Genomic DNA, 25,892 nt, shown 5'->3' with positions numbered 1-25,892 from the left:
CATGAGCTATGAGATGTCACAACGCCCACTGGTGATCGGTCAGAGCGTTTCGCTGAAAAACCGGTTGTATTTCGCCCCGATGGGCATCGACCTGGCCACCTCGGACGGTTCGCTGTCCGAAGAAATGCTCACTTTCTATCAACATGTGATCGATGGTGGCTGCGCCATGGTGGTGCTGGGCAACTCCTCCATAGCGCCCTCCACGCGTCTGCATGCGCGTGGCCTGTGCCTGCACAGCGATGCCAACATGGAAAAGCTCGCGCCGCTGGTGGAGTACGGCCACCAGCGGGACTGTCCGGTGGTGGTGCAACTTCAGCATTACGGAGCCCAAGGTGGCACGCAGATCAGCGGCCAACCGCTGCTTTGCCCAAGCCGCAGTGCGTTATCCGGCAGCAGCGGTGCCGATCTATTGGTAGAGATGAGTGTCGAGGACATCGACGCTGTCTGCGATCAGTTTGCCCAAGCGGCTCTGCGTGCCAGACAGGCCGGCGCCAGGATGGTCCAGCTCCAGGCATCCAACGGCTATCTGCTGAGCAGTTTTCTGTCGCCCTGGACCAACCATCGCCGTGACGCCTATGGCGGCAGCCCGCTCAAGCGAGCGCGGTTCCTGTTGGAAGTCATCGACCGCATTCACAGGGTTACCGCTGGAGACCTGGAAGTTTCCGTGCGCCTGGGCATCGATGATTGTCTGGGCGCGAACGGGCAGCAACCGGAACTGCTCGAGGACGTCGTGGCGGCCCTGTCGGACGCCGGGACGTCGGCAATCATGTGCTCGATCACCATCAAGGAAACCTTCCGCTACATGCTTTCTGCCCATCCGACGATTCAGCGACAGTTCGTCGAAGGGGTACGCCTGATCAAGTCGTTCACCTCCCTCCCGGTCGGCTATGCCGGTTTCATTGGCTCCCTGCAGGAGGCAGAAGATCAACTGCGGCTTGGTCACTGCGATCTGATCGGCATGAGCCGAGCCCTTTTTGCCGATAACGACCTGATCAGCAAGTCACTCTCCGGTCATGAAGATCAGGTCCAGCAATGCCGGTTTGACGGTAACTGCTTTCGGGACAAGAGCAATCCGCAACTCGAGCGGGTGTATTGCTGTGTGAATGAGCATTACAAGCGTCCCGCTCACATCCATTACGGGAATCAATAACATGGAATTTCAAGACAAGAACATCGTCATCACCGGCGGTGCAAGCGGCATCGGCCTGGCGGTGGCAAAGCAACTGGCCGGAGCAGGCGCGCGGCTGTTCCTCATGAGCAGGAACCAGCAAAAGGCCGCCGCCGCTCTGGAGATACTAGGTGCTTCGGCGCAGTTCATCTTTTGCGATGTAGCGTCGGAAACTTCAGTAGCCGAGGCATTCGCGACGGTGGCCGGCGAGGTTGATCGCTTGCACTACGCAATCAACAATGCAGGCATTACCGCCCCCTACGCGCCGATCGCGACAGTTCAACCGCAGGACTGGAACAGGGTCATCCACACCAACCTGAACGGCCCCCTTTACTGCCTGCAAAAAGAACTGGCATTGATCAGCCAGTACCCCGATGGAGCGATCGTCAATGTGTCCTCGTGCGCTGGCGTGATGCCTATGGCCAATCAGGCGGCCTACGTCGCCAGCAAGACAGCGCTCAATGCCTTGACGCAGGTCGCCGCCATGGAGAATGCCTGCGACAGCGAATCCCGCTTTGCCGTGCGCGTCAACGCCGTAGCGCCCGGGCCGACACTGGGAGGTATGAACTCTCCGGAACGGCTGGCTGCCCATCCGGAAAACACCCAGCGCAAGCGTGACGTGACGGCCATGAAGCGCTTTGCCCTGCCAGAGGAAATCGCCGACGCGATCGTGTTTTTGCTGAGCAAGAGATCCAGCTACATCACCGGCACGGTGCTCAGCGCCGATGGTGGCTATCACATCGGCAAATTCTAGGGGCAATCATGGCTAGCATATTGATCACCGGTGTAAGCACCGGTATCGGCAACGCTCTGGCACGCTATCACCTGGCCAGGGGCGACGAGGTGCTCGCGGTGTCACGAAATCCTGCGGCCAATATCCCGCCACAGGAGCACTTCCACTTCCTGCGGTGCGATTTGACCGATATCGAGCGCGCACCGGCAATCTTGCAGGCGTTGCTATCGCGCACCCCTACCCCGGTAGAGACCGTCTACCTGAATGCGGGAAGGTTCGGCAGCGCACCCCAACTGGCCACGCAGACCTCGATGCAGGAGTTCAATAGCGTCTTGGCGCTCAACCTGGGCGCCGTGAAAATGGTCCTGGACATCATGCTGAGTGCGACGCAGCCCCCCAGTACCGTGGTCTTCTCATCATCGATTTCGGCACTGCGCCAACGTGCCGGGATGCTCTCATATTCGGTATCCAAGGCGGCGTTGAACGCTCTGGCAAAAATCTATCAATTGGAAAATCCACACACATTCTTTGCAGTTCTGGGGCTCTGCAACGTCCAGACGACTGTGGCGCGGACCATCATGGCGGCGGATGAACGTTTCAGCGATCTTGTCGCGCTGCGGCAACGAGCGGCAGTTCCCGGCTACATCGTCGACGCCGAGTCCCGCGCTGGGCATATCGTCCAAGTCTTGGCCGAGCGCCATCGTAACGGACTGAAATCGGGGGAGTTCCAAGAAATTCGCGACTTGTTGAACCAGCCACTCCAGGAGGAGACTCGCAATGACCCAATCCACACATGAGAAAATCATACGCGTCGGCGCTGTATACGACATTCTTGCAATGGCTCCATTCGCCTTGCCGATGGTGTCCGTCTGGGCCTATTCACTGATCCAATGGCTCGATCATCAACTGGGCTTCGACAGCCGCTTCTCGACGCTCGACCCCACGGCCATGTTCCTGCTCAACATCGGCGCCTGGGCATACCTTGTGTGGGGCTTTGTGCGTTGGCGAGCCCCCACGCGCGAACACGCCCGTCTCAGCGCCTTGCTGCGCGTGATCGTAGTGGTACTGCAGGTATTGGCCGTCAGCGGTGGCGCTTCGCCTTTCTTACTGGTGCTGGGTGCCGTTCAACTGGTGTTGGCGGTACTGGAGTTTTCCCACAGATTATTCGAGCGCAACGTCGCCAAACCCACCCGACAAGGAGCCCGCTCTTACTGATCCCGTCGGGCACCGATTGCGGGCAATGGAACGGTAGAATATCTTGCCGATGATACTTATCATTACTAAGTATCTCCTTTTGGTAATGACCATGCCCTCCTCGGTGCCCGACTCCGCACAGACCGTCCAGCAACTCTACGGCGCCCCTTACAGCTGGCTGCACGGTTGAAGTCAACGGCTCGCACCGTGGTCATCACCAGTTCCTGGCCAAGGCGTTGGTCTACCTGATGCCCGAGGGTACGCAACCAACCAAAATGCGCGACTGGCGCACAGCTTCATATGGGAGACCTGGATGCGTCGGAAGAGGCCGCCGATCAGCAATCGATTCACGCCTTTGCGCCAGCACAATGCGGCGCTTTGCACATTTTGAGGTTTGGCTGGCTATTCCGAACAAGGCTCGTGCACCGAAGATGAACTATCCGCCGCTACGCATCGTGTGCTTCTCGGGCGCCGCGCTGACCGATGGGATTGAAGAGCACCAGATCGATGGCGTGACCGTGAGACCAAGCAGGATCGCATCAAAACTCGCAACCCCGACTCATCCATCGAACTTGACCAAGTCCTTGAAGATCAGTTGACCCCAGCTATTTCCGCGCGCCTGCACAAGCAGCCCACCTTCCGAAAGTCCACCCAGTTTGATCGGCGAGAACCCGAGCTGTTCCGCAAGCGTACCTACCTGCGCGGCGGCGCCATCATCGTCGCTCGCCAGGAACACGACTCTCCTGCCACCCTTTACAGCCGGATCCTGGTCAAGGACGCTAGCGACCAGGTGGTTGAAGCCCCTGACCAGTCTTGCACCCGTGAAAGCCTGCGCGACGACCTTGGAAGAAGGCTGACCTCCCAGCGCCTCAGGGGACACGCCGTAGGCATTGGTCACATCGATGATGGTCTTGCCCTTCCAAGTCGGCAGCGCCTTCGCGACATCCCGGTGCGACTCGTAACGGACAGCCAAAAAGATGATGTCCGCCTTGACCGCTTCCGCCAGTGTATTGGGAATAATCTCGGATCCGATAGCGGCCGCGGCGGATGCAAAGCTTTCCGGGTCACGCGTGGTGGCAACGGATACTTCGATACCCTTGCGGGCAAACGCCTTGGCCAGGGCCTGGCCGAGTTTGCCGAAGCCGATAATTGCGTAGCTCATATATTCTCCTTGGGTTCAGCACGCCCTACGGTGCTCCGAATATTCGAATGGAGCGCCCGCTCGGGCGTGACGCGTCAGAGTTGCGCCAGGCCGCCGTCAACGGCGAGCTCGCTGGCGGTCATAAAGCTGCTGTCCGACGATGCGAGAAAGGCCGCCGCCGCTCCGATCTCCGCCGGATCGGCCATGCGCTGCAACGGAGTCATCGCGGCGAAAACCTTCATGCCCTCCTCGCCCAACGCCTCCTTCGCGAGATCGGTCGCCGTCGGCCCGGGCGACAGCACGTTTACTCGAATGCCCGTACCCTTCAGGTCCTCCGCCCAGGTCCGTGCGAGGTTGCGCACTGCCGCCTTGCTCGCGCTGTAGACACTGAATGCCGGAGCGCCCGTGGTGCCGGCGCTCGATCCGGTCAGGATGATCGAGCCGCCCGGGCCCATCAGCGGCAGCGCCTTCTGGACCGTGAAGATCGTGCCCTTCACATTGGTGTCGAAGGTTTCGTCAATGTGCTCGGCGCTGATCTTGCCGAGCGCAAGCTGGCTTCCCGCCCCGGCATTGGCGAAGACGATGTCGAGGGTTCCGCGCTCGGCTTTCACCGCCGCGTAGAGTCGATCGAGGTCGTCCAGATCGGAGACCGAGCCCTTCACCGCACGGGCATTGGGCCCGAGCTCGGCCACAGCGAAGTCGAGCGCGTCCTGCCGACGGCCGAAGATAAAGACGAAGGCGCCCTCTTCGATGAAGCGCTTTGCCGCTGCGCGGCCGATGCCGGTAGCACCACCGGTGATCACAGCGGTCTTTCCATTCAGTCTGGTCATGTCGTGCATCCTTCGTAGGAGTTCTACGCAAGCAGGAAACTGCTTGCTTGAAGACAAGGATGCGGTCCTGATAACCTAAGGACAAGTATGCACCTTTTGGTAAGTATCAAAAAATGACGACGACTTCTGAAATCTGCGATACCGGTTGTGGGCTGAACGCCACGCTGCGCATCATCTCGGGCAAGTGGAAACCGCTGGTCCTGTTTTTTCTGCGCGATGGCCCGAAGCGCTACGGCGAGCTCAAGCGTTTGATCCCGGGCGTCAGCGACAAGGTGCTGATCCAGCAATTGAAGGATCTGGAAGCCGACCGCGTGCTGGCGCGGACCGACTACAAGGAGGTGCCGCCACGTGTGGACTACGCGCTGACCCCGCTCGGTCGCAGCCTGGCTGAGGCGATCGTCCCGCTGTGCACCTGGGGGACCGAGAACGCGGCGGAAATGGCAGGCATCTTCGCCAAGCGCGACGCTTTGCCCTAAGCAGGAGGCTGAAGAACCGCTGAGTCGCCGCACCTTGTTGCCGATGGTGTGGGCATATCTATCGGGCGCGCTCGCCGCCTTGCTCATTCCGCGCTTTCAGGAAAGATGCCGCCGACTCCAGCAAACCGGCGGACCGCTCATAGGGGTCAATCTTACGTTCAGTGAAAGGTTCGTCCTTCCTACGATCGACTGACCGGGGGAAACGTGACGCAGCGCGACTGACTTGCCATGGCGCTATCCGAGGGTTTCCCGCAAAATACGCCCTCCCGGATTTTGAGTGACCTCATCATGCATCGAATCGGATTCTTCGTTTGCCATGGCCATGATGCTCTTGATCTTGCCGGCCCCCTTTCGGCGTTCAATCAGGTGGTCACCGCCGCTGGCCATACCCCCTATGATCTCCAGGTCATCTCGCAGGCGGGAGGATCAGTGCTGGGCAATGCCGGCCTTCCGATCGAGACCCAGCCGGCGGCAGGCAGGCGCAGGTTTGACACCATCCTGTTCATTGGTGGCGATATCGAGCCGATGCGGACAGCGGAAAACATCGCCGCCGCCAAGAAACTGGGGGCCAAGGCCTCGCGGGTGGGAAGCGTGTGTACGGGAGCGTTTCTGCTGGCGGAAACCGGCCTGCTGGACGGACGCCGGGCCACGACGCACTGGCTGTACGCCGCTCAATTGCAGTCGCGCTTCCCTGGCATCAAAGTCGGGGGGAACAGTATTTATATAGCGGACGGACATATCTGGACATCCGCGGGCATCGCCGCCGGCATCGACCTGGCGCTCGCCATGATCGAACGGGATATGGGCACGGAAGTCGCGCGGGATACCGCCAGGCTGCTGGTCGTGCCCTATCGTCGACCAGGCGGTCAGTCGCAATTCTCCGCCATGTCACAAATGGAGCCGGAGTCGGATCGCATCCGCATTGCGCTGAATTTTGCCCGGGAACATCTGGCTGAAGCGCTACCTGTCGAGCGACTCGCCGAGGCCGCCAGATTGAGCCTGCGACAATTCGGACGAGCCTTTCGCCGGGAAACGGGTGAAACGCCCGCCAAGGCGGTCGAGCGCTTGCGCGTTGAAGCGGCGTGCCTGCGCCTGCGCGATGGTAGTGAACCGATCGAACAGATTGCCCTGGCGGTGGGGTTCACCGATCCGGAACGGATGCGCCGGGCCTTCGTCAAACTGCATGGACATCCGCCGCAATCGGTCCGCCGCGAGAGCAGATTGAACGGTGAACGCGGATAGATCGACGCCCCATCAGCACGCGTAGCGCAGTCAGTGGCCACCCGGGCCACTGCGGTCAGACCCGGGCGCTCAACGAGCGTCAGGTTTCAGCGGACCGTAATCACTCCACATGTCGCGGTGCAGCTTCCAGACGCCCCCCTGCTTCAGGAAGATCAGGATCTGTTTACCGCGAAACTTGAGCGCTCCACTGTGATCACGGACCTCGGCATCCGAAACCTCGGTAACCGCCTGATCGTCACCGTAGAACTCGTAATTGCTGAAAGATACGCTGCCAGGCGCAGATCCGGCATAGCCCTTGGCGAAGTATTCGGTGATCGCGCGGGCTCCGCTGACTCTGTCGCCCCCGGGCGGCAAGAGAGCGCCATCTGCCGTATAGAAGCGACCTATCGCCTCATAGTCACCTCGCGCGAAGGCCTGCGCCCATCGTGCATTCTCGGCCTTGATAGCCGCTTCGGGCAGATGCTGCGGGTCACCGGCAGTGGCCGGCAGGGTAAAGGCGAAAAAGGAGAAGCCGACTGCAAGGGCAGCCGCGAAAAGACGGATCTGTCGCATCTGATAATTTCCGATATTGACTTGAATGGAAGAGGGCTGCACCCGATTGGGCAGGTGCAGCCAACATGGCCTGCCGGCGTTTCAGCGAACGCCGGGTATGCGAGCGAGCCCCCTGGACGCGCCGGGCAGTTCCTTGTCGACCATCGCGATGACTTCTGGCCGAGCGTCCCTGGGATGACCGGAATGGAACGGCGGAGCGGGGTCATATTCGATCACGAGTTGCGTGAATTCGGCGGCCTGTTGACCGCGCAGCTTCGCGGCAACACGAAGCGCGAAGTCGATGCCCGCCGTCACGCCGCCGCCGCTCATGAACCGGCCGTTGTCGTCCTCTACGAAGCGATCCGGAACAGCGATAGCTCCGTACTCAGTCAGCTTGTTGACGAAGGCCCAATGGCAGGCGCTGCGCTTGCCCTTGAGAATACCCGTGGCGGCGAGCACGAGCGATCCATTGCAGACCGACGTAATATGCTTGGCACTTTCAGCCAGGCGCCGGATCTGTGCCTGGTACTCCGGCCGCATCGGCGCCGACAAGTCAGAACCGCCAGGGACCAGGAGCAGGTCAGTCCTCTCAATGTCGGCCAGTCGCTCAGTGTTGCCATACACGACCCCGAATTCGAGGGTCACGTTGCCACCATTGAGGCTCGCATAACGAACCTTGGTATTCGGTAACCGGTGAAAAATCTCGCTGGGACCGGCGAAATCTAGCAGCGTGCCGCCGTCGTAATTCACGATCAAAATATTCAGCGGTTCGTTCGCGGCCAGTTCTCCACCGCTGCCGGCCTGCGCGAACGCGGGAGCGGCACGGCCAAGCAGGGCTCCACCGCCGAGGATGGAGCCGAGGGTGACGATGCCGCCGAACTTGAGCACATCGCGGCGGGAACTCCCCGTACTGAGTGGACGCTCGCCGGCGGCGTTGTTTTCGCTATTGTCGGTCACGATAATTTCTCCTTTAAAGTTGCGAGGCTCCGCCATCGACCACCAGTTCGGTGCCGACCACATAGGAGGATTCGTCGCTGGCGAGATAGAGCGCCGCATACGCAATGTCCTCGGCCTTGCCCATGTGACCCACCGGAACCGCCTGGGCGAACTCGGCCTTACGCTCGCGAACCCACTCAGCGGACATACCCCACTTGCTGATCAGGGGCGTGTCCATCGCGCCGGGCGCAATCGCGTTGAAGCGGATTTTCCGGTCAAGGAACTCGTATGACCAACTGCGCGCCAGTGATCGCACGGCCGCCTTCGCCGCTGCGGTCAAGGAGATGCCATGCTTGCCGGTCTGCGCGACGAAGGATGTGTTGAGAATGACCGAAGCGCCCTCGCGCAAGTCCGGCAGCACCGCCTGAAGCGTGACCACCACACCCTTGACGTTGATGTCCATGATCTCGTCATAGAGGTCATCGTCGATGTCGTTGAGTGCCGACGGGAATGCTCGACCGGCGTTGGCAAACACGACATCCAGAGCGCCGAACCGCTCTTTCACCTCGGCGGCAATCGCCCGCATATCCTTGAGCGAACGCACGTCGCCCTGGAGCACCAGCGCGGTCTCGCCCAGCTCGGCCTGCACGCGCTCAAATACAGCAACATCGCGACCGGTAACCGCGACCCGCGCGCCTTCTGCAATGAAGAGCCTGGCGGTGGCGAGCCCGATACCACTGGTACCGCCGGTGATCAAAACCGATTTGTTCTTGAGCCTCATCTTCTGTCCCCTTCTCTGCCTCGTGATTGGTCAAGCCGAAAGGTCACGGCGTCATCACGGTTATGCGCATGTCTGCGCTCGATTTCCTGGGCAAATTATGGAAACAGCTTCTTTATGGCGTAAAGGTCGTATAACCCTCAAAAAACGCCACAGTGACGGCATGCGATGAGTGTGAAATCGCCTTGCTGCGGGAGCCCTTGAACCCTGAGTCGGCCAAGGCGATGAAAGCATTGTTGCAACGCTTGCACACCGTAGTGTCGAGGCTGAGTGAGGGGGAGTTGTATCCCAAGGACCAGCGCCTTGCGCGGACAGGCGATCGGTTATCAGATCGAGTTCAAATGGGTGTTACAGTGGCGTGTAATTGCGAAAGATATTCCAGTTTTCATTCCGCATTAAAAATCAATATTAACCATTAAATTCAATCGGTTAAGGAAGACATGCCACAAGAAAGGCTCGACCTGTTACGACTTCCAAAACCCATCCGGGACCCCGTCAGCGACCTGGTGCGGGCCTTCAATGCCGCCAGCACCATTGCGGACGTGGAGGCTGAAAGGGCCATTCAGATTGAATGGATCGGCGGCCTGGAAAGTGCCAAGCGCTTGCGGCCAGCCGATATCGAAGCGCTCTACATCATCTTTGACGATGCCGTGGAGGCGAAGCTGGCGCAGTTGCAATGAATTTTAATCGCAGCGGACGGAACGGCCGTGCCTGGCCCGCCCCTGATGCTACCTTGAAAGCGGTCTACAATGGGCTCTGCTCTAAAAGCATTTGCGTTACTTACATCCATAGCACGAAGGTCGCCGTAACTGGTTAAGCAAGCTGCAATCAGCTTTTGGAATACTCAACGAATTTCGCTAATGACCACATACCAGCATGGAGATAGGTTATGCCATATGCGGGAATCACGCCTCAAGAATTTTCTGCCACATGTAGTGGGTTGACGTTTCAGTCGCAAGATTACAGCTGCTGGGCCGCGTGTATGTCTGTACTGATGCGCATTAATGGCTTTAATGTCACAGAGCAAACCATCATTAACTATTTTCCGGGATATGCTAAAAAGGACGGCATTGATGCATCCCAATGGAAGACATTAATTCAAAAGATGAACAGTGATTACTTCTCTCATACCTCTTTTGATCACCATGTTCTGATTCCTTCGACTAATTCACCCTCATCGTCATCATTGCAATCGTCACCAGCAGTGCCAGTGCCAACGCCAGTATCGGGGCCTTCATCGTCATCATGGCAATCGTCACCAGCAGTGCCAACGCCAACGCCAGTGTCGGGGCCTTCATCGTCATCATGGCAATCGTCACCAGCAGTGCCAACGCCAACGCCAGTGTCGGGGCCGTCATCGTCATCGGGGCAATCGTCACCAGCAACACCAACGTCGCCATCGCAGCTAATAAGTTATAAGATTGTTAGGGAAATGCATTATTTTGATCGATACGAGCTTTTCTTTGATTCTCTCCATACCTTTAAAGGAGTAATGGTCTTCAGCAAAGGCCACTTTGTAGTTATACTGGGTCATGATCTCTCAGTTTCGTCTGTCACATACTGGGACCCATGGGATAACAGCATTAACACTGTATCAAAAAGTGACTTCAAGTCGTACGGTGGGACTGGAGAAGCCGCAGTGGTGAGGGAAAGAAGAATAATTGTTTGATGTGGCGAGTATACGATGGCTTGGGTACCAGGCAGAGCCCTTTTCACCGGGGCAGCGAAGAGCAGCGCCGCGGCTGCCTGGGCAGAGACCTTGGCAGGACATGCCAAACAGCAGGCCGGTGTATCCATCTCTGCTTTGGTCTGGCCCTATCGCCATGACAATGGTGAACATCTGTGTATTTCAGTCTCGATTGGGCGCCCCGAGCGGGAACAGCGGACGGAACGGCCGTGCCTCCTCCACCGCCCGGGCGAAGGACGGTCGGCCAAGCAACCGCGCGCGGTACGCGCGGAGCACGGGAAATGCCTCGGAAATCCGGTGCGTCCAATCCGCGTAGAACAGCGCCGGTGCGGCCGCGCAGTCCGCCAGTGTGAAGTCCGCACCTGCGGCCCAAATCCTGCCGGTAAGCTGCCCTTCGAGCCACGCATAGGCAAGTTCCAGCTTTTGCTCAGCAAGCGCCAGCCCTTCCTGACGCCTCACCGGATCGCCCGTCAGCGCACCGCTTACCGCGTGCTGCACCGGGCTCATTACGTGCAGATCGAAGAAACGGTCGAGGAAGCGCACATCCAGCGCAGCCATCGGGTCCCCGGGCAGCAAGTGCACCGGCCCTGGATGCGCGAGTTGCAGGTACTCGATGATGATGCTGGTTTCGACTACGTTGCGCTCGCCGTCCACCAGCAACGGAAACTTGCGCAGCGGCCAGCGTCGCAACCATTCGGCCGAGTGCTGCGGTGTGTCCGGTCCGAGACAGCGGAACTCGAAGAGGGTCGCGTTTTCGTAGAGCGCGATAAGCACTTTTTGTGTGTACGACGAGAAGGGATGACCGTAGAGCACAAGCGCCATGTCAAGAGTCTCCAGGAATACTCAAGGGAACTTTTCCCCATGATAGTGTCAATTTGATAGCGCACCTGTGGCGCTGAAACATATTGACCCAACAGTACCAGGCTGTTTCCTGGCAAATCATGGAAGGGTGTGATGAGAGTCATCATTGCAATGCTGTTGATGTTGAGTGGTTACGCCTATGCCGACTGCCTCAGCATCGGGGATAGTGATCAGCGTAGCTATTGTTATGCCAAGGCAGGTCAGGGTAGTTGTTTGTCCATCTCCAACGGCGACTTGCGCAGTGCCTGCTATGCGGAAACCGGTAATGGCAGTTGCCTTTCGATCTCCGACAGTGACCAGCGTGCCTATTGCTACGCCAAGACCGGTCATGGCAGCTGTCTTTCCATCTCCAATGGCAACTTGCGCAGTGCCTGCGATGCGGAAACCGGCAATGGCAGTTGCCTTTCGATCTCCGACAGTGACCAGCGAGCCTATTGCTACGCCAAGACCGGTCACGGTAGCTGCCTTTCGATCTCCAACAGCGACCTGCGCAGCCAATGTGACGCCTTGAAGCCCTGACTGAACAGCTCCTTGGCTGACACCCGACACCGAACGACGACAGCCTGACCGAGCGAAACCATCTGGAGCAGCACGGCAGCGGACGCGGTGTGCGGTACGGGTTGAAGTGACTTGGATCGCCCAGCAGGTGGCCAAACTGGCGTAGTTGCCCAACCTCACCGTGAAAACAATAATCACTAAAGCGAGACGTCCAGGAGATGGCTGCGCCCTTGAAGAGTGGGACTGCGATACTCTTGAAACCAACACCTTCGAAGGAGCCGAAATGTTCAGCCATGTGACTGTCGGAACAAACAATCTCGACAAGGCCGCCGCCTTCTACGACGCGGTTTTGATTCCGTTGGGCCTGCGCCGGCGCACGGTCACGCCTGACGGAGGCCCAGCCGCCGCTTGCTGGGTCATGCCTGATCGCACCTTGCCTCGGTTCTACGTCTATTCGCCCTATAACTGCATGCCGGCAACCCCTGGCAACGGCAGCATGCTGGCTTTCTCTGCACCCTCTCAGGAAGTCGTGGATGCAGCCTATGCCGCAGGTCTTCATAGCGGCGGAGTCGACGAAGGCGCACCGGGGCCTCGGCCTCACTATGGCGACGGCTACTACGGTGCCTACCTTCGTGACCCGGATGGCAACAAGATCCATATCGCCCATCGTGGAGACTTGCACCTCACTGAGTGACGGTGGACTCGTCACTCAGGTGCTGCATGAAATAGCGGAGCGCTACAGCGGTGAACCCAATGATGACGGTCCACGCATCAATGGTCAGCGCTGTAATGAACGCAGGGAGCACTGTCAGATAATCGCGAGGGATTTGATTGCAACGAGCGTCTCCTGACAGCTCAACGCAACTTCAACGGATCCACCAACCCCACCGCAATCACCATCCCCACCAGATCCGGGAGGTTCTGCGCCGCCATGCGTTTCATGACCCTGGAGCGATACAGGTCGATGGTCTTCACACTGACCCCCAACTGCTCGGCGATTTCCCGGTTGGCGTAGCCCTGCACCAGCGGCAACAGCACATCACGCTCTCGCGGGGTCAAACTATCCAGCCGAGCCTGGACCCGCGCCTGCCCCTCGCTCAGGCTCTGGCTGTCATCGGCCCGGCTCAAGGCCTGCTGCACGCTGTCGAGCAGTAACTGTTCGTTATAGGGCTTTTCGATAAAGTCGTGAGCACCGGCTTTGAACGCCCGCACCACGATCGGTACATCGGCATGGCCACTGACAAAGATCACCGGCAAGCGGATATCCCGCGCCCTCATCTCTTCCTGCACATTCAAACCACCCATGCCCGGCATGCGCACATCCAGCAGCACACAGGCATTGAGCCGGGCATCGCAGGCGTCGAGAAAGTCCCGCCCACTGGTGAAGGGCAGCGCCTTGAGGCCGACCGACTCCAGCAGCCAGACCGTCGAGTCGAGCATGCCCTGGTCATCGTCGACCACATAGACCAGCTGCTGCGCCACACTCACCATTGCGTTACTCCTGTTGTTATTTTTTTCGGCCGACGCATTATTGCGCTGGCAAGCGGCAGCGCATCCGCAGACCGCTGGCCATGGGCTGTGCCTGCAGCTCGCCACCGAAGCCGTCGATGATGCTGCGGCTCATCGATAGCCCGAGGCCCAGGCCGTTGGCCTTGCTGGTGTAGAACGGGGTGAAGATCAGTTCCAACTGCGCCAAGGAAACACCGGGGCCCTGGTCACTGACACTCACCTCCACGCCACCATCCAGGCCGCGCTCGGTCGCCAGAATAATTCGCGAGGCTTGCCGCGGATGCACCTCGCGGTTGGCATCGATGGCATTGCGCAACAGATTGAGCAATACCTGCTCCAGCAGCACCCGGTCGGCATAAACCGGCGGCAGATTATCCGGCAGGCGCTCCTCGATCGTCACCTGGCAGGCACTGGCTTCCCAGGCACACAAACGCACCGTCTCGCGAGCCACTTCGCTGATATCCAGGGCCTCCATGCGCCGCCGCCCCTTGCGCAGAAACGCGCGCAGCCGCTTGATCACCTCGGAGGCGTGATTGGCGTGCACGGCGATGCGCTCCAGGCCCTGGGCCACCCGCTCGACGGCCTGCGGATTGCTGTCCATGGCCTGCAAATAACGCTGGCTGGCACTGGCGTAATTGACCACCGCCGCCAACGGCTGATTCATCTCGTGGGCAATGCCCGAGGCCAGCTCGCCCAGGGTCACCAGCCGTGCGGTGTGGGCCAGTTCATCCTGGTGATGACGCTGCTGGGCTTCGCGCAATTCGCGCTCGCTCTGGTCGTGAGCGACCAGGGAGTAGAAGCGTTCACCACTGGCCGAGCGATGCGCCAGCAGCATCAACGACACCGGCACCGAGGCTCCACCATCGAGGGGTTGCAGACGAGCCTCGATGCTCCAGCGACCATCCCGTTCGGCACGACTCCAGCCCTCGCGCTGCAGCGCCGCGAGCACATCGGCGGCCAGAAATTCGTCCAGGCTCGGCATCGTCGCCTGCTCAGCGAACTTGAGCGTGCGCCGGGCCGCCGGGTTGAGATAAGTGACAGCGCCACGGGGCTCGATGAACAACACCGGGTCAGGGTTGGCTTCCACCACCTCCGCCAGCCGGTGCTTGTTTTCCTCGGCCTGGACCCGGGCGGTGATGTCCCGCGACACACTGACCACTTCCACCACCGACCCGGTGTAGGTTTCGCGAATCGCCCGGCAGGCGGTCTCGAACCAACGGTAATGGCCATCGCGATGGCGGATGCGATAGGTCATGGTGTGATAACCGTCCTGCTCCAGGGCGTCACGGGTACGGTGTACCAGGCCGGCCAGATCCTGCGGGTGGAACAGGCTGTGGGCCAGGCGACCGCGCAACTCTTCGGGCCAGTAACCGAGCAAGGTCGAGGACGCCGGGGACGCATCGAGAAAACAGCCGTCGGGGGTATGCCGGGAAATCAGGTCGGTGGTGTTTTCCGTGATCAGGCGGTAGAGACGCCTGGCCGTGGCCGACTCGCGTTCGGCAAGGATCTGCGCGGTGGCTTCGCGACAGCGCGCCAGCACACGGTTTTCCTGCGGGTCGGGAATAAAGGTCCAGACCAGGATCCGCTGCTCGAATTGCGCCTCGACACCTTCGATGGCCCGTTGCTGGTCCAGGCAGGCGCGTACCAGCGGCTGGTGATTGACCGGCAACAAGCTCACCGCATCAGCTAGCGGTAGTTGTTCGAGCAACGCCAGCAACGCCCTGTTGAGCTCCAGCGGTCGGGCCCGGGCATCGAGCAGCAGGCTCGGCTGCGGATCGTGGTCCAGTAACGGCGAACCCTGCGCCAGACCAATGGCGGCGGACGTCATCGCGGCCCCCGCCTGGAGAAAGGCCGGGCCAATCGCGACTTTATGGGCAGTATTGCGGTCATGATTTGAACCTTGAAATTCTTATAGTAGATATACTATACAACTCAGGTAGTACTTCCATATCAATCCACAAACATTATATAAAACACCCCGGATAAGTCATCGAGGGGATCGGTAAAGACCGAGCACCTCGGACATAGAGCTAATAATCAGCCACCGGGTACCCGAACCATGTCCATCTACGAGCAAGGCCTCGCGCCAACTGCCGTCAATCATATTGCCCTGTCTCCACTCGGTTTTATCGAGCGTACTGCCAAGGTCTACCCCGACTACCCCGCCGTGATCCACGGCTCGATCCGCCGCACCTGGGCCCAGACCTACACGCGCTGCCGACGCCTGGCCTCGGCGCTGGCCGGGCGCGGCATCGGCCGCAATGACACGGTGGCGGTGATGCTGCCGAACATCCCGGCCATGCTCGAAGCCCACTTCGGTGTGCCAATGATCGGCGCGGTGCTCAACGCCCTCAACGTGCGCCTGGATGCCGAAGCCATTGCCTTCATGCTCGCCCATGGCGAAGCCAAGGTGCTGATCGCCGACCGCGAGTTCCATGACGTGGTACAGGCCGCCATCGGCATGCTCGACCACCCGCCGCTGGTGATCGATGTCGATGACCCGGAATACGGCGAAGGCCAGGCCGTCAGCGACCTGGACTATGAAGCGCTGCTGGCCGAGGGCGATCCGGCCTATGACTGGCAGTGGCCGCAGGACGAATGGCAAGCCATTGCCCTGAACTACACCTCCGGCACCACCGGCAACCCCAAGGGCGTGGTCTATCACCATCGCGGCGCCTATCTCAGTTCTCTCGGCAACCAGATGATCTGGAGCATGGGCAACCACCCGGTGTACCTCTGGACCTTGCCGATGTTCCACTGCAACGGCTGGTGCTATCCCTGGGTAGTGACCGCGATGGCCGGGGTGCATGTGTTCCTGCGCCGGGTCGACCCGCAGAAGATCCTCAACCTGATCCGCGAACACCAGATCACCCACCTGAGCGGCGCGCCAATCGTACTCAACGCCCTGGTCAACATGCCCGAGTCGGCCAAGGCGGCAATCGATCATCCGGTCAACGCCCTGGTCGCCGGCGCCGCCCCACCGGCCAAGGTGATTGGCGCCGTGGAAGCCATGGGCATCAAGGTCACCCACGTCTACGGCCTGACCGAGGTCTATGGCCCGGTGACCATCTGTGCCTGGCATGAGGCCTGGGATGAACTGCCGCTGGAAGAGCGGGCGCAGGTCAAGGCGCGCCAGGGCGTGCGCTACCAGACCCTCGAAGGTCTGATGGTGGCCGATCCGAAAACCCTGGAGCCGGTCCCCGCCGATGGCCAGACCATCGGCGAAATCTTCATGCGCGGCAACACGGTGATGAAGGGCTACCTGAAGAACCCCAGCGCCACGGCCGAAGCCTTCGAAGGCGGCTGGTTCCACACCGGCGACCTGGCGGTGACCCATCCGGACGGTTACGTGGAGATCCGCGACCGGCTCAAGGACATCATCATCTCCGGCGGCGAGAACATCTCCACCATCGAACTCGAAGGCGTGCTCTATCGCCATCCGGCGGTGCTGGAAGCCGCGGTGGTGGCCCGTCCGGATGAAAAGTGGGGGGAAACGCCGTGCGCCTTCATCACCCTCAAGGCCCATCATCAGGATGTGCGTGAAGCTGAGATCATCGCCTTCTGTCGCGAACACCTGGCCGGTTTCAAAGTACCGCGCAGCGTGGTCTTCACCCAGTTGCCCAAGACCTCGACCGGCAAGATCCAGAAGTTCGTCCTGCGCGATATGGCGAAAAACCTCTAGCCTTTACCTATCGACCCAGGGTGTTGCCGACGCCTGGGGTGACGCGCATTGCCCATGGCGCCGCCGCGCCGTGTTTCCATTCCCTATTTGCAGGATGTTTCCCGCCATGCCCGAGTTCAACGCGCCCCTGCGCGACATGCGCTTCGTACTGCATGAAGTCTTCAATGCCCGCCAGCTCTGGGCGCGCCTGCCGGCCCTGGCCGAGACCGTCGACGCCGAGACCGCCGATGCGATTCTTGAAGAAGCGGCCAAGGTCACCGGTAACCTGATCGCCCCGCTCAACCGCAGCGGCGACGAAGAAGGCGCCCAGTGGCACAACGGCCAGGTCAGCACCCCGAAAGGCTTCAAGGCAGCTTATGCCACCTATATCGAGGGCGGCTGGGTCGGCCTCAGCGGCAACCCGCAATTCGGCGGCATGGGCATGCCGAAGATGCTCGCCGTGCAATTCGAGGAAATGCTCTACGGCGCCAACTCCAGCTTCGCCCTCTATTCGGCACTGACTTCCGGGGCCTGCCTGGCCATCGACGCCCATGCCACCCAGACATTGAAAGAGCGCTTTCTGCCGCCGATGTACGAAGGCCGCTGGGCCGGGTCCATGTGCCTGACCGAAGCCCATGCCGGCACCGACCTGGGACTGATCCGCACCCGCGCCGAACCCCAGGTCGACGGCAGCTACCGCATCAGTGGCAGCAAGATCTTTATCACCGGCGGCGAACAGGACCTGACCGAGAACATCATCCACCTGGTGCTGGCCAAGCTGCCGGATGCACCACCGGGCCCCAAAGGCATCTCGCTGTTCCTGGTGCCGAAAATCCTCGTCGATGCCAACGGCAATCTGGACGCCGCCAATGCGCTCAGTTGCGGCTCGATCGAACACAAGATGGGCATCAAGGCCTCCGCCACCTGCGTGATGAACTTCGACGGCGCCAGCGGCTGGCTGATCGGTGAGGCCAACAAGGGCCTGGCGGCGATGTTCACCATGATGAACTACGAGCGCCTGTCCATCGGCATCCAGGGTATCGGGTGCGCGGAAACGTCCTACCAGAACGCCCGGACCTACGCCCGCGAACGCCTTCAAAGCCGTGCCCCGAGCGGGGCGGTGGCCAAGGACAAGGCCGCCGACCCGATCATCGTCCACCCCGACGTACGGCGCATGCTGCTCAGCATGAAGGCCATGACCGAAGGCGGCCGCGCGTTCGCCAGCTATGTCGGCCAGCAACTGGACCTGGCCAAGTTCTCCGAGCAGCCTGATGAACGGCACAACGCCGAGGCCCTGGTCGCCCTGCTGACCCCGGTGGCCAAGGCATTTTTCACCGACACTGGCCTGGACAGCTGCATCCACGGCCAACAAATCTTCGGCGGCCACGGCTATATCCGCGAATGGGGCCAGGAACAGTTGGTGCGGGACGTGCGCATCGCGCAGATCTACGAAGGCACCAACGGCATCCAGGCCCTCGACCTGCTGGGCCGCAAGGTGGTGGGCAACGGTGGGGTCGCCCTGCGCCTGTTCACCGCCGAGATTCGCGACTATGCCGAACGGCCCGGCGCGGCCTACAGCAATGACCTGCTGGACGCGGTGCAACGCCTGGAAAACCTCAGCGACTGGCTGCGGGAGCAGGCCGCGCACAACCCCAATATCATCGGCAGCGCCTGCGTCGAATACCTGCACCTGTTGGGGTATGTCGCCTACGCCTATCTCTGGGCGCGCATGGCCCAGGTCGCGCAAGACAAGCACGACGAGGATCAAGGGTTTTACGGGGCGAAACGGGCCACCGCGCAGTTCTACTTCAGCCGCTTGCTGCCGCGCATCCTGAGTCTGGAACAAAGCATTCGCGCAGGCAGTGCGTCGTTGTTCGGGCTGGAAGCCGAGCAGTTCTGAATCCATGCCTGCCGCGTGCAGGCACAAGAAGGCACCTGCATCACCGATGCAAAACAACAAGAACCGGCTCTGCGGCCCTCAAGGAGCCTCTCGACCGGTTGTTGCTCCCTATAAAAGTTTCATAAATTTTCACTCACCACCTTTCCTCACATTTTGTTACATTAGCGCAAATAACCACGGAGAACTCCCATGGACCCCAGCTCTAGTAGGCCGGTCACACTGACTGGAATGGTGCCGCCTGGCAGGTAGGACTGACCCTGGTTGATCTCCCCCCGCTCGAACGCCCCGCGCTTTATGCAGTTCCCTTCCGTGTGACCTCCAAGCAACCCGGACCGACCTCGGTCAGCGGTTGAACACCCAATTTATTTGCGCTTCCCGTAACGCCAGGAATGCCTGTCATTTCGTCTCCAGCAACGCCCACGGACTGTGGCCAGGAGAAGGAAGACCCGTGCTCGCCTGTCCGTGGGAAACCAAAAAGCGGCTGCCAATGCCACGCTTTGGAGGAACTCACTATGTCCAACTTGAATGCAGAGTCCGCTGTTCTCGACAGCGCCCACATCGGCGATATCCGCGGAGCCTTCGGCACCATCCGCCATGACGATATCGCCCCACGCAACGGCTGGATGCATCGCCTCAAAACCCTGCTGGCCATCCTCGGCCCGGGCCTGATCGTGATGGTCGGCGACAACGACGCCGGGGCGTTCAGCACCTACGGCCAGGCCGGCCAGAACTACGGCACGCTGCTGCTGTGGACCCTGGCCCTGCTGATCCCGGTGCTCTACGTCAACCAGGAGATGGTCCTGCGCCTGGGCGTGGTGACCGGTGTCGGCCATGCCCGCCTGATCCTCGACCGCTTCGGCAAGTTCTGGGGCGCGTTCAGCGCCATCGACCTGTTTATCCTCAACGCCCTGACCATCGTCACCGAATTCATCGGTATCAGCCTGGGGATGGATTTCCTCGGCGTGCCCAAGGTGGCCGGCGTGTGCCTGGCCGCGGTGTTCATCATGCTGGCGGCATGCACGGGCAATTTCCGACGCTTCGAGCGGTTCGCCCTGATCCTGGTCTTCGGCAGCCTGCTGCTGGTGCCGATTTTCGTGATGATCCACCCACCGATGACGCAGGTCGCCCATGACTTCTTCACCCCGCAACTGCCGGCTGACGGCAAGCTGTCGGAGGTGCTGCTGCTGATCATCGGGATTGTCGGCACCACCGTGGCGCCCTGGCAGTTGTTCTTCCAGCAAAGCTACGTGATCGACAAGCGCATCACCCCGCGCTTCATCAAGTACGAACGCGCCGACCTGTGGCTGGGCATCGCCATGGTGGTGATCGGGGCGGTGGCGATGATTGCCTTCACCGCGCAGGTTTTCGTCGGCCACCCGGAGTTCGGCAACTTCACTGACGCCGGCGCCATCGCCGCCGGTATCGCCAAGTACCACGGGCGCCTGCCGGGTGTGTTGTTCGCGGTCGCACTGATCGACGCCAGTATCATCGGCGCCATGGCGGTGTCGCTGTCGACCGCCTATGCACTGGGCGATGTCCTGAGCCTCAAGCACTCGTTGCACCGCAAGCCCGGCGACGCCAAGGGCTTCTACCTGATGTACTGCGGCCTGATCGCCGTCGCCGCGGCCCTGGTGCTGATCCCCGGCGTACCGCTGGGCCTGCTGACCAACGCGGTACAGACCCTGGCCGGCGTGTTGCTGCCCAGCGCCACGGTGTTCCTGCTGCTACTGTGTAATGACAAGGAAGTGCTCGGCCCCTGGGTGAACAAGCGCTTCACCAATGTGGTGACCGCGGTCATCGTCGCGATACTGGTGCTGTTGTCCGTGGTCCTGACCTCGGCCGTGGCGTTCCCGGACATGTCCGGTGAAACCATCACCGATATTCTGATCGGCGGCGGTATCGTCGGCCTGGTCATCGCCATCGCGGTCAACGTACTGCATGCCCGCGAAGCCGTGGACAAGGCCGGCCTGACCGACAAGGCGAGCACTTTCACCCAGGAAATGATGAACTCCTGGCGCATGCCAGCGCTGAACAAGCTCAAGCCCATGGTCCTGTCGCAACGCAATCGGATCTGGATGGGGGTGCTGCGCGGTTACCTGGTTGTCGCCATGGGCATGGTGATTTTCAAGGTGGTCCAGTTGGCGATGGCGTGACCCCCTCGGGTCGAGCCAAAAACTACTGAAGCCGACCGAGCATGGGCCTGCTTATTGCTCGCTTATGTTCGGTCAATATCAGCGCAAGCCGACGAATAATTGATGAGGCTAACGGGGCCCGGGACAACACCGACGATGAAATGCTCTGCAGATCCGACCAGTCACCCTGATCCGGTCACCGAAGTGCGACTCACTGATGTCATAATGCGACCTGACTACAGGGTCACGGGGACGCGCTAATCAAATGTCTATGAACCACGCCAGAAAACAATCGGGATTCACCCTGATCGAAATGATGATCACCGTCGCCATCGTCGCGATCCTCGCCGCCATTGCGCTTCCGGCCTACACTAGCTACATCACCAAGAGCGATATCAAGGCGGCCCAGGCCGACCTGGTCGCGCTGAGCCTCAATCTGGAAAACTACTATCAGAAACAGTTGGCCTACCCGGTCTCGACGGCCAGCGGCATAACCTCGATCCAGTGCGCACTGATTGGCAACCCTACACCCTGCACCGCCCCGTCGTCAGGCTGGCAACCCAGCCAGTCCAGCCTGTTCAGCTACTCCATCAGCTCCACCGCCACAACTTATACCGTGACCGCAACGGGTAGCAGCGGCAGTGTCAATGGCTGCGTCATCACGCTGGATCAAGGCAATAATCGCAACATCGCTTCCTGCAGCTCGTATAACGGCGGCTGGCTGTAATGAACAGTCGCGGCTTCACCCTGATCGAGTTGATGATTACCATCACCCTGTTCGGCCTCCTGCTGTTCGTGGGGATGCCCTTGACCCAGTCATGGACCAACAGTGGTTATCAGCGCGATGCCGCCGGCCTCTTGAAACAAGGGATCAGCCGCGCCAAGGCAATCGCCCTGCGCAACCAGGGTAAAATGCAGGACTCCGCGCCCGCTGCCGTACTGTGCCGCTCCGGGCAGAACCTCAGGCTGTACAGCCTTTCCAGCGCCATCGACTGTACTGCGACCACACAGATCTGGAGCACCTTGCTTCCGAACGCCGCGGTGATCCAGACTGGCGGTGTCGATCTGGTCTGCATCGCCTTCAACAACCGAGGTTTTGCAGTCAGCTCCGGCTCGTGCACCACCAGCACCATTCAAGTCACGGCCGGCAGCGAGAGTTCAGTCGATGTCCCGATTATATAAGCTGGCCTCGAAGCGACAACGGGGCGACGTGCTGCTCGAATCACTGATTGGTATCCTGCTGATGGCGATTGTCGGCCTGGGCATCACCTATGCCGCGTCGCGGGCGGCGGTAAGCCAGCGGGACATGAAACTGGAAAATATCGTGGTCGCCCAGATGCGCAGTCTGCTGGAGCAGTATGGCGCGCAGTTGTGTACGAACAACGCCGCCAACACCGCCTTGCTCGTCGTCTCCATCCCCACCCAGACAACCCCCCTGACGATCACGGCAACCTGCACCAGCGCCTCAGCCGTCACCGTCGGCACCAACACGCTCACCGGCGGAACGCCGCAGAGTTCGGTAGTGCTGACCACCGGCTCCACGGACAGCAGCACTTTGGGTGGCATCATCCGCGTGGGAGACGACTCATGAGCCGCGATCAGCGTGGCTTCACGCTGATCAGCCTGATGGTCGGCACGGTCATTTCCCTGCTCAGCATCCTGGCCATGCTCTCGTTGTATAAAAACCTGGTTTACACCTCGGCGGCATCGATCCAGAGCGCCCGGCAAGATGGCCAGGTGGCCTTGGCCCTGCTGACAGCCCAACGAGAACTGATGAACGGCGGTTTCTGGAGCGGCAGTGCCACCGCCCGCGCCAGCTCCGATATCGACAATTATTTCGTGCTGCTGTCCGGCGCCACCCTGACCAACGGCACCCTGGCCGGCACCGCCACCGCTCAGGCCAACTTCCCGACCCTGACCAGCGCCGCACCGAACGGCATCACGGGCAACGCCATTGTCTGGTCCTATCAGACCAGTGCCACGGCGACGACGGCCAGTTGCGCGGGGCTGGCGGTCATCAACGGCGCCTTGGTCAGCCTCAAGGGCGCGGCCGGCTGTACCCAGGCCTCGACGCAATGGAACACCACCACCTGGACCAGCACCACGCTGATCGAAGCCGGCCAGAGTGCCACACTGTTTTCGGTGGGCTTCGCCACCTGCTGGCCCTACGGCCGCACCACCGACAGCACCAATACCGCCTACCGCCTGCAAGTCAGCCTGAGCGCCAATAACAGCACGCTGGACCCCAACAGCAGCAATGCCCAGCCCGCCTATGTCAAAAGCAAGGCAACGGCCTGTCTGATCAATTTCGAAAAACCCACTTCCTGAGCGAGCTCTCGATGCCAGCCCCATCGTTTTCCACATCGACACGCGCCGCTCAGCGCGGCATGGCCGCAACGCTGATGATCCTGTTCGTCGGCATGGCCCTGACCGTGAGCGCGCTGGGAATGATGTACGGCATACGGGCGACCCAGCAGCAGCAACTGGCGGCCCACGCCAGCTCGCCGGCGGAATCGCGAGTCTGGAGCGGCGTGGAATGGGTGCGCCTGTACTTGCAGGCGCAGTTGCTGCAAGACAGCACCCTGGCCAATGTCAAGGTGGGCAGCCTGTCCATCAGCGACACCAAGCTCAGCGCGCAGATCATCTCCAAGGTCGCCAGTGGTAGCAGCACCCTGGTCACCGCGACCATCACCGCCAGCGGCAACCTGGCGACCAACACGGTGCAAGTGGTCTATCTGCTGACCCCAGCCAGTGCCGCGAGCACGGTCACCAGCGGCAACCTGCCGCCGGCACTGCAGTTCAACGGCGACTTCAACTACAGCGGCGGCAGCCTGTCGATCACCAACGGCACGGCCCTGGCGAATATCGCCGTGATGGGCACGCTGAGCATTTCCAGTGGTTCGAAAGCCTATGTCTCCGGTTGCGCCAAGGGCGGTATCAACCTCAGTGGCGGTGGCATCGCGGACAATGCAACCCTCAACACCGAAGGTACCTTTACCTTTAGTTCCAGCAGCCAGCCGGTCAACCTGACCGTGGGGGCCAAGACCATCAACATCTCCCAGTCCGGCGGCAGCTATGTGGCGATCACGGCGGGAGCGTTCAAGGCCAATGTGCTGTCGGGCGGATCGACGATCGGCACCGCCCTGGTCGGCGGCACAAAAAACACCGACAACTCGATCACCGCCGCCAGCACCGGCACCGCACTGATCACCCTCACCGATGGCACGGTCTATACCCTGGACCTGAGCAAGGTCAGCCAATCCAGTGGGGTCATCAGTACCACGGCCGGCGCGGTGCTGATCTCAGGGACCGGCACCCTGCCCGCCAGCATCTCGCTGACCTACAACTCGATATACGGCGGCGGCGTCAACTTCCTGACCGGCACCGTCGGGACCTTGTGGGGCAACACCCTGGCGATCACCGGCTTCAGCGGCACCTACACCACACTCAAAGCCAACAGCGACGTATCGATCCTCACCGCGACAGTAGGTCAGTTCCAGGGCGGCGGAAATTTGAACGTGAAGCAATACAATACCCCGTCATTCAGCGCGGCCAGCCAGATCGCCGGCACGCTGCTCAACCAGGACGGCACGACCTACACCGGCACGGCACTGGCGAACCTGACGCAGAATGTCGCCGGCGCCTCGCCCGGCCTGCCCGGCGTGCCGTACTGCAACATCACCGTCTCCACGGTGGACGTCACGGCCCTGAAAAGCCAGGCCAACTATGTGTTCGCTTTTTCCGGGAGCACACCGACGCTGACGATTCAGAACGTCAAAACCTCCGCGGGCACGGCAGTGCCAGCGGGGCCCTATGACCTCACGAAAACCGATATGCGCACCCTGCTGGGCGCCAACTTCATGATCTGCAACTATGGCAACACCAGTTGCGGCAGCAGTGCGACCCCCAGCAGCGGCTGGACCTTTACGGGTATCAAGGCCATGCCGCCAGGTGTGCTCTGGTTCGATGGCAATATCACCCTCGATGGCGTGCAGAGCCTGACCCGGCTGACCAATACCGTGCTCAGCAACAGCAACAGCAGCAATAACAACAAGGGCGACGTTACCCTGACCAGCAGCGGCATGGTGCCGTTGTACTCGCCGAACTTCTCCGGCTACACCAACCTGTGCGGCGGGTCGTTCTACCCGACCAACCTGTGCGACAAGACAGCGGGGGCCCTGACCACCTGGACCGACGCCTCCAACGTCAGCCACAGCGGCCTGCCCATCGGCAACATCGCCATTGAAGCCAACGGCGGGCTGAACAGCAGCGGCTGGACCCTATACGGCAACGTCATCCTCGGCGGTCTCGTCAGTACCACGGGGGCCACCACCAGTATCAAGGGCGCGCTTTCCAGCGGTGGCAACGGCACCAGCACGACCACCATTTCCCAGGGCGGCATCGCCGTCGACGTCTCGAGCGTGACCAGCGACCAGACCATCACCACCACCCCGCCCAGCACGGGTGGCGGCGGCGGGGCGGTCCAGGCCTCGACGAGAGTGCGCTGGATCCGGGCATATTGAGTTCAGCGCCGCCGTCACCGTCCCCCTGTGCCGGCGGCGCTGACACTTTTGCATCCCCCCGTTCGACGACTGTTCCAGCCAACGCACCCGGA

General features: G+C 60.8%; 26 protein-coding genes. 17 read left to right on the top strand and 9 right to left on the bottom strand.

Annotated features, from left to right (window positions below; translation table 11 throughout):
* The first annotated feature begins 1 nt into the window (after position 1).
* The 4 genes from AC07T0_RS11950 to AC07T0_RS11935 are packed head-to-tail and all read left to right on the top strand — an operon-like array spanning position 2 to position 3,116.
* Positions 2 to 1,150, top strand: coding sequence for an oxidoreductase (locus AC07T0_RS11950; RefSeq protein WP_495001367.1), 1,149 nt, complete (start codon positions 2 to 4; stop codon positions 1,148 to 1,150).
* Position 1,151: 1 nt separating this feature from the next.
* Positions 1,152 to 1,922, top strand: a complete 771-nt coding sequence (locus tag AC07T0_RS11945) for an SDR family NAD(P)-dependent oxidoreductase (protein ID WP_495001366.1) — start codon at positions 1,152 to 1,154, stop codon at positions 1,920 to 1,922.
* Between the two features lie 8 nt (positions 1,923 to 1,930).
* A complete protein-coding gene (locus tag AC07T0_RS11940) occupies positions 1,931 to 2,698 on the top strand; it encodes an SDR family NAD(P)-dependent oxidoreductase (RefSeq protein WP_495001365.1) in 768 nt (255 codons plus the stop codon).
* Entirely contained in the window at positions 2,679 to 3,116 is a 438-nt protein-coding gene (locus AC07T0_RS11935) for a hypothetical protein (RefSeq protein WP_495001364.1), read from the top strand. Before AC07T0_RS11940 ends, AC07T0_RS11935 begins: the two co-directional genes overlap by 20 nt.
* Before the next feature lie 538 nt (positions 3,117 to 3,654).
* Here the strand turns inward: AC07T0_RS11935 and AC07T0_RS11930 are convergent.
* On the bottom strand, positions 3,655 to 4,257 hold the full coding sequence (locus tag AC07T0_RS11930) for an NADPH-dependent F420 reductase (RefSeq protein WP_495001363.1): 603 nt from the start codon (positions 4,255 to 4,257) through the stop codon (positions 3,655 to 3,657).
* Positions 4,258 to 4,331: 74 nt separating this feature from the next.
* The gene (locus AC07T0_RS11925) at positions 4,332 to 5,066 is read right to left on the bottom strand and encodes an SDR family NAD(P)-dependent oxidoreductase (RefSeq protein ID WP_495001362.1); all 735 of its coding nucleotides are present in this window, start codon (positions 5,064 to 5,066) and stop codon (positions 4,332 to 4,334) included.
* A gap of 113 nt (positions 5,067 to 5,179) precedes the next feature.
* Between AC07T0_RS11925 and AC07T0_RS11920 the strand changes: the two genes are divergently transcribed.
* The gene (locus tag AC07T0_RS11920; protein ID WP_495001361.1) at positions 5,180 to 5,542 is read left to right on the top strand and encodes a winged helix-turn-helix transcriptional regulator; all 363 of its coding nucleotides are present in this window, start codon (positions 5,180 to 5,182) and stop codon (positions 5,540 to 5,542) included.
* Positions 5,543 to 5,830: 288 nt separating this feature from the next.
* Positions 5,831 to 6,784, top strand: coding sequence for a GlxA family transcriptional regulator (locus AC07T0_RS11915; protein ID WP_495001440.1), 954 nt, complete (start codon positions 5,831 to 5,833; stop codon positions 6,782 to 6,784).
* 69 nt (positions 6,785 to 6,853) lie between these two features.
* Here the strand turns inward: AC07T0_RS11915 and AC07T0_RS11910 are convergent, their stop codons facing one another.
* From AC07T0_RS11910 to AC07T0_RS11900, 3 genes are all read right to left on the bottom strand, one after another.
* On the bottom strand, positions 6,854 to 7,336 hold the full coding sequence (locus AC07T0_RS11910; RefSeq protein WP_495001360.1) for a YybH family protein: 483 nt from the start codon (positions 7,334 to 7,336) through the stop codon (positions 6,854 to 6,856).
* 81 nt (positions 7,337 to 7,417) lie between these two features.
* Positions 7,418 to 8,272: a DJ-1/PfpI family protein gene (locus AC07T0_RS11905; RefSeq protein ID WP_495001359.1), complete on the bottom strand. Its 855-nt coding sequence runs from the start codon at positions 8,270 to 8,272 to the stop codon at positions 7,418 to 7,420.
* A gap of 13 nt (positions 8,273 to 8,285) precedes the next feature.
* Positions 8,286 to 9,032 (bottom strand): SDR family oxidoreductase, encoded by a 747-nt coding sequence (locus AC07T0_RS11900; RefSeq protein WP_495001358.1) that lies wholly within the window; start codon positions 9,030 to 9,032, stop codon positions 8,286 to 8,288.
* Positions 9,033 to 9,469: 437 nt separating this feature from the next.
* Here AC07T0_RS11900 and AC07T0_RS11895 point away from each other — a divergent pair, with 437 nt between their 5' ends.
* Entirely contained in the window at positions 9,470 to 9,709 is a 240-nt protein-coding gene (locus AC07T0_RS11895; RefSeq protein ID WP_495001357.1) for a hypothetical protein, read from the top strand.
* Positions 9,710 to 10,192: 483 nt separating this feature from the next.
* Here the strand turns inward: AC07T0_RS11895 and AC07T0_RS11890 are convergent, their stop codons facing one another.
* Both AC07T0_RS11890 and AC07T0_RS11885 read right to left on the bottom strand, forming a co-directional pair.
* Positions 10,193 to 10,393: a hypothetical protein gene (locus AC07T0_RS11890; protein WP_495001356.1), complete on the bottom strand. Its 201-nt coding sequence runs from the start codon at positions 10,391 to 10,393 to the stop codon at positions 10,193 to 10,195.
* 485 nt (positions 10,394 to 10,878) lie between these two features.
* Positions 10,879 to 11,538: a glutathione S-transferase family protein gene (locus AC07T0_RS11885; RefSeq protein WP_495001355.1), complete on the bottom strand. Its 660-nt coding sequence runs from the start codon at positions 11,536 to 11,538 to the stop codon at positions 10,879 to 10,881.
* Positions 11,539 to 11,670: 132 nt separating this feature from the next.
* Here AC07T0_RS11885 and AC07T0_RS11880 point away from each other — a divergent pair, with 132 nt between their 5' ends.
* Both AC07T0_RS11880 and AC07T0_RS11875 read left to right on the top strand, forming a co-directional pair.
* Complete coding sequence (locus tag AC07T0_RS11880) at positions 11,671 to 12,096, top strand: hypothetical protein (protein WP_495001354.1); 426 nt, start codon at positions 11,671 to 11,673, stop codon at positions 12,094 to 12,096.
* 262 nt (positions 12,097 to 12,358) lie between these two features.
* Positions 12,359 to 12,769 (top strand): VOC family protein, encoded by a 411-nt coding sequence (locus tag AC07T0_RS11875; protein WP_495001353.1) that lies wholly within the window; start codon positions 12,359 to 12,361, stop codon positions 12,767 to 12,769.
* A gap of 161 nt (positions 12,770 to 12,930) precedes the next feature.
* Here the strand turns inward: AC07T0_RS11875 and AC07T0_RS11870 are convergent, their stop codons facing one another.
* Together AC07T0_RS11870 and AC07T0_RS11865 are read right to left on the bottom strand one after the other, a co-directional pair.
* Positions 12,931 to 13,566 (bottom strand): response regulator transcription factor, encoded by a 636-nt coding sequence (locus tag AC07T0_RS11870; RefSeq protein WP_495001352.1) that lies wholly within the window; start codon positions 13,564 to 13,566, stop codon positions 12,931 to 12,933.
* A 37-nt stretch (positions 13,567 to 13,603) separates the two neighbouring features.
* On the bottom strand, positions 13,604 to 15,412 hold the full coding sequence (locus tag AC07T0_RS11865) for a PAS domain-containing sensor histidine kinase (RefSeq protein ID WP_495001351.1): 1,809 nt from the start codon (positions 15,410 to 15,412) through the stop codon (positions 13,604 to 13,606).
* Positions 15,413 to 15,643: 231 nt separating this feature from the next.
* Between AC07T0_RS11865 and AC07T0_RS11860 the strand changes: the two genes are divergently transcribed.
* From AC07T0_RS11860 to AC07T0_RS11825, 8 genes are all read left to right on the top strand, one after another.
* A complete protein-coding gene (locus tag AC07T0_RS11860) occupies positions 15,644 to 17,266 on the top strand; it encodes an acyl-CoA synthetase (protein ID WP_495001350.1) in 1,623 nt (540 codons plus the stop codon).
* Positions 17,267 to 17,372: 106 nt separating this feature from the next.
* Positions 17,373 to 19,145 carry an acyl-CoA dehydrogenase C-terminal domain-containing protein gene (locus AC07T0_RS11855; RefSeq protein WP_495001349.1) on the top strand — a complete coding sequence of 591 codons (1,773 nt, stop codon included), beginning with the start codon at positions 17,373 to 17,375 and terminating at the stop codon, positions 19,143 to 19,145.
* A gap of 512 nt (positions 19,146 to 19,657) precedes the next feature.
* Positions 19,658 to 21,298 (top strand): Nramp family divalent metal transporter, encoded by a 1,641-nt coding sequence (locus AC07T0_RS11850; RefSeq protein ID WP_495001348.1) that lies wholly within the window; start codon positions 19,658 to 19,660, stop codon positions 21,296 to 21,298.
* A gap of 244 nt (positions 21,299 to 21,542) precedes the next feature.
* Positions 21,543 to 22,004: a type IV pilin protein gene (locus tag AC07T0_RS11845; protein WP_495001347.1), complete on the top strand. Its 462-nt coding sequence runs from the start codon at positions 21,543 to 21,545 to the stop codon at positions 22,002 to 22,004.
* Entirely contained in the window at positions 22,004 to 22,459 is a 456-nt protein-coding gene (locus AC07T0_RS11840; protein ID WP_495001346.1) for a pilus assembly FimT family protein, read from the top strand. Before AC07T0_RS11845 ends, AC07T0_RS11840 begins: the two co-directional genes overlap by 1 nt.
* Complete coding sequence (locus AC07T0_RS11835) at positions 22,443 to 22,868, top strand: hypothetical protein (protein ID WP_495001345.1); 426 nt, start codon at positions 22,443 to 22,445, stop codon at positions 22,866 to 22,868. The genes AC07T0_RS11840 and AC07T0_RS11835 overlap by 17 nt, the downstream gene beginning before the upstream one ends.
* Entirely contained in the window at positions 22,865 to 23,605 is a 741-nt protein-coding gene (locus AC07T0_RS11830; protein WP_495001344.1) for a PilW family protein, read from the top strand. Before AC07T0_RS11835 ends, AC07T0_RS11830 begins: the two co-directional genes overlap by 4 nt.
* An 11-nt stretch (positions 23,606 to 23,616) precedes the next feature.
* Positions 23,617 to 25,800 (top strand): beta strand repeat-containing protein, encoded by a 2,184-nt coding sequence (locus tag AC07T0_RS11825; RefSeq protein ID WP_495001343.1) that lies wholly within the window; start codon positions 23,617 to 23,619, stop codon positions 25,798 to 25,800.
* Positions 25,801 to 25,892 lie beyond the last annotated feature (92 nt).

The sequence above is a fragment of the Pseudomonas sp. GW821-FHT04D07 genome, from assembly GCF_059420225.1.
The sequence above is the reverse complement of the archived record's forward strand: the minus strand, read 5'-3'. Positions and strand labels throughout refer to the sequence as shown.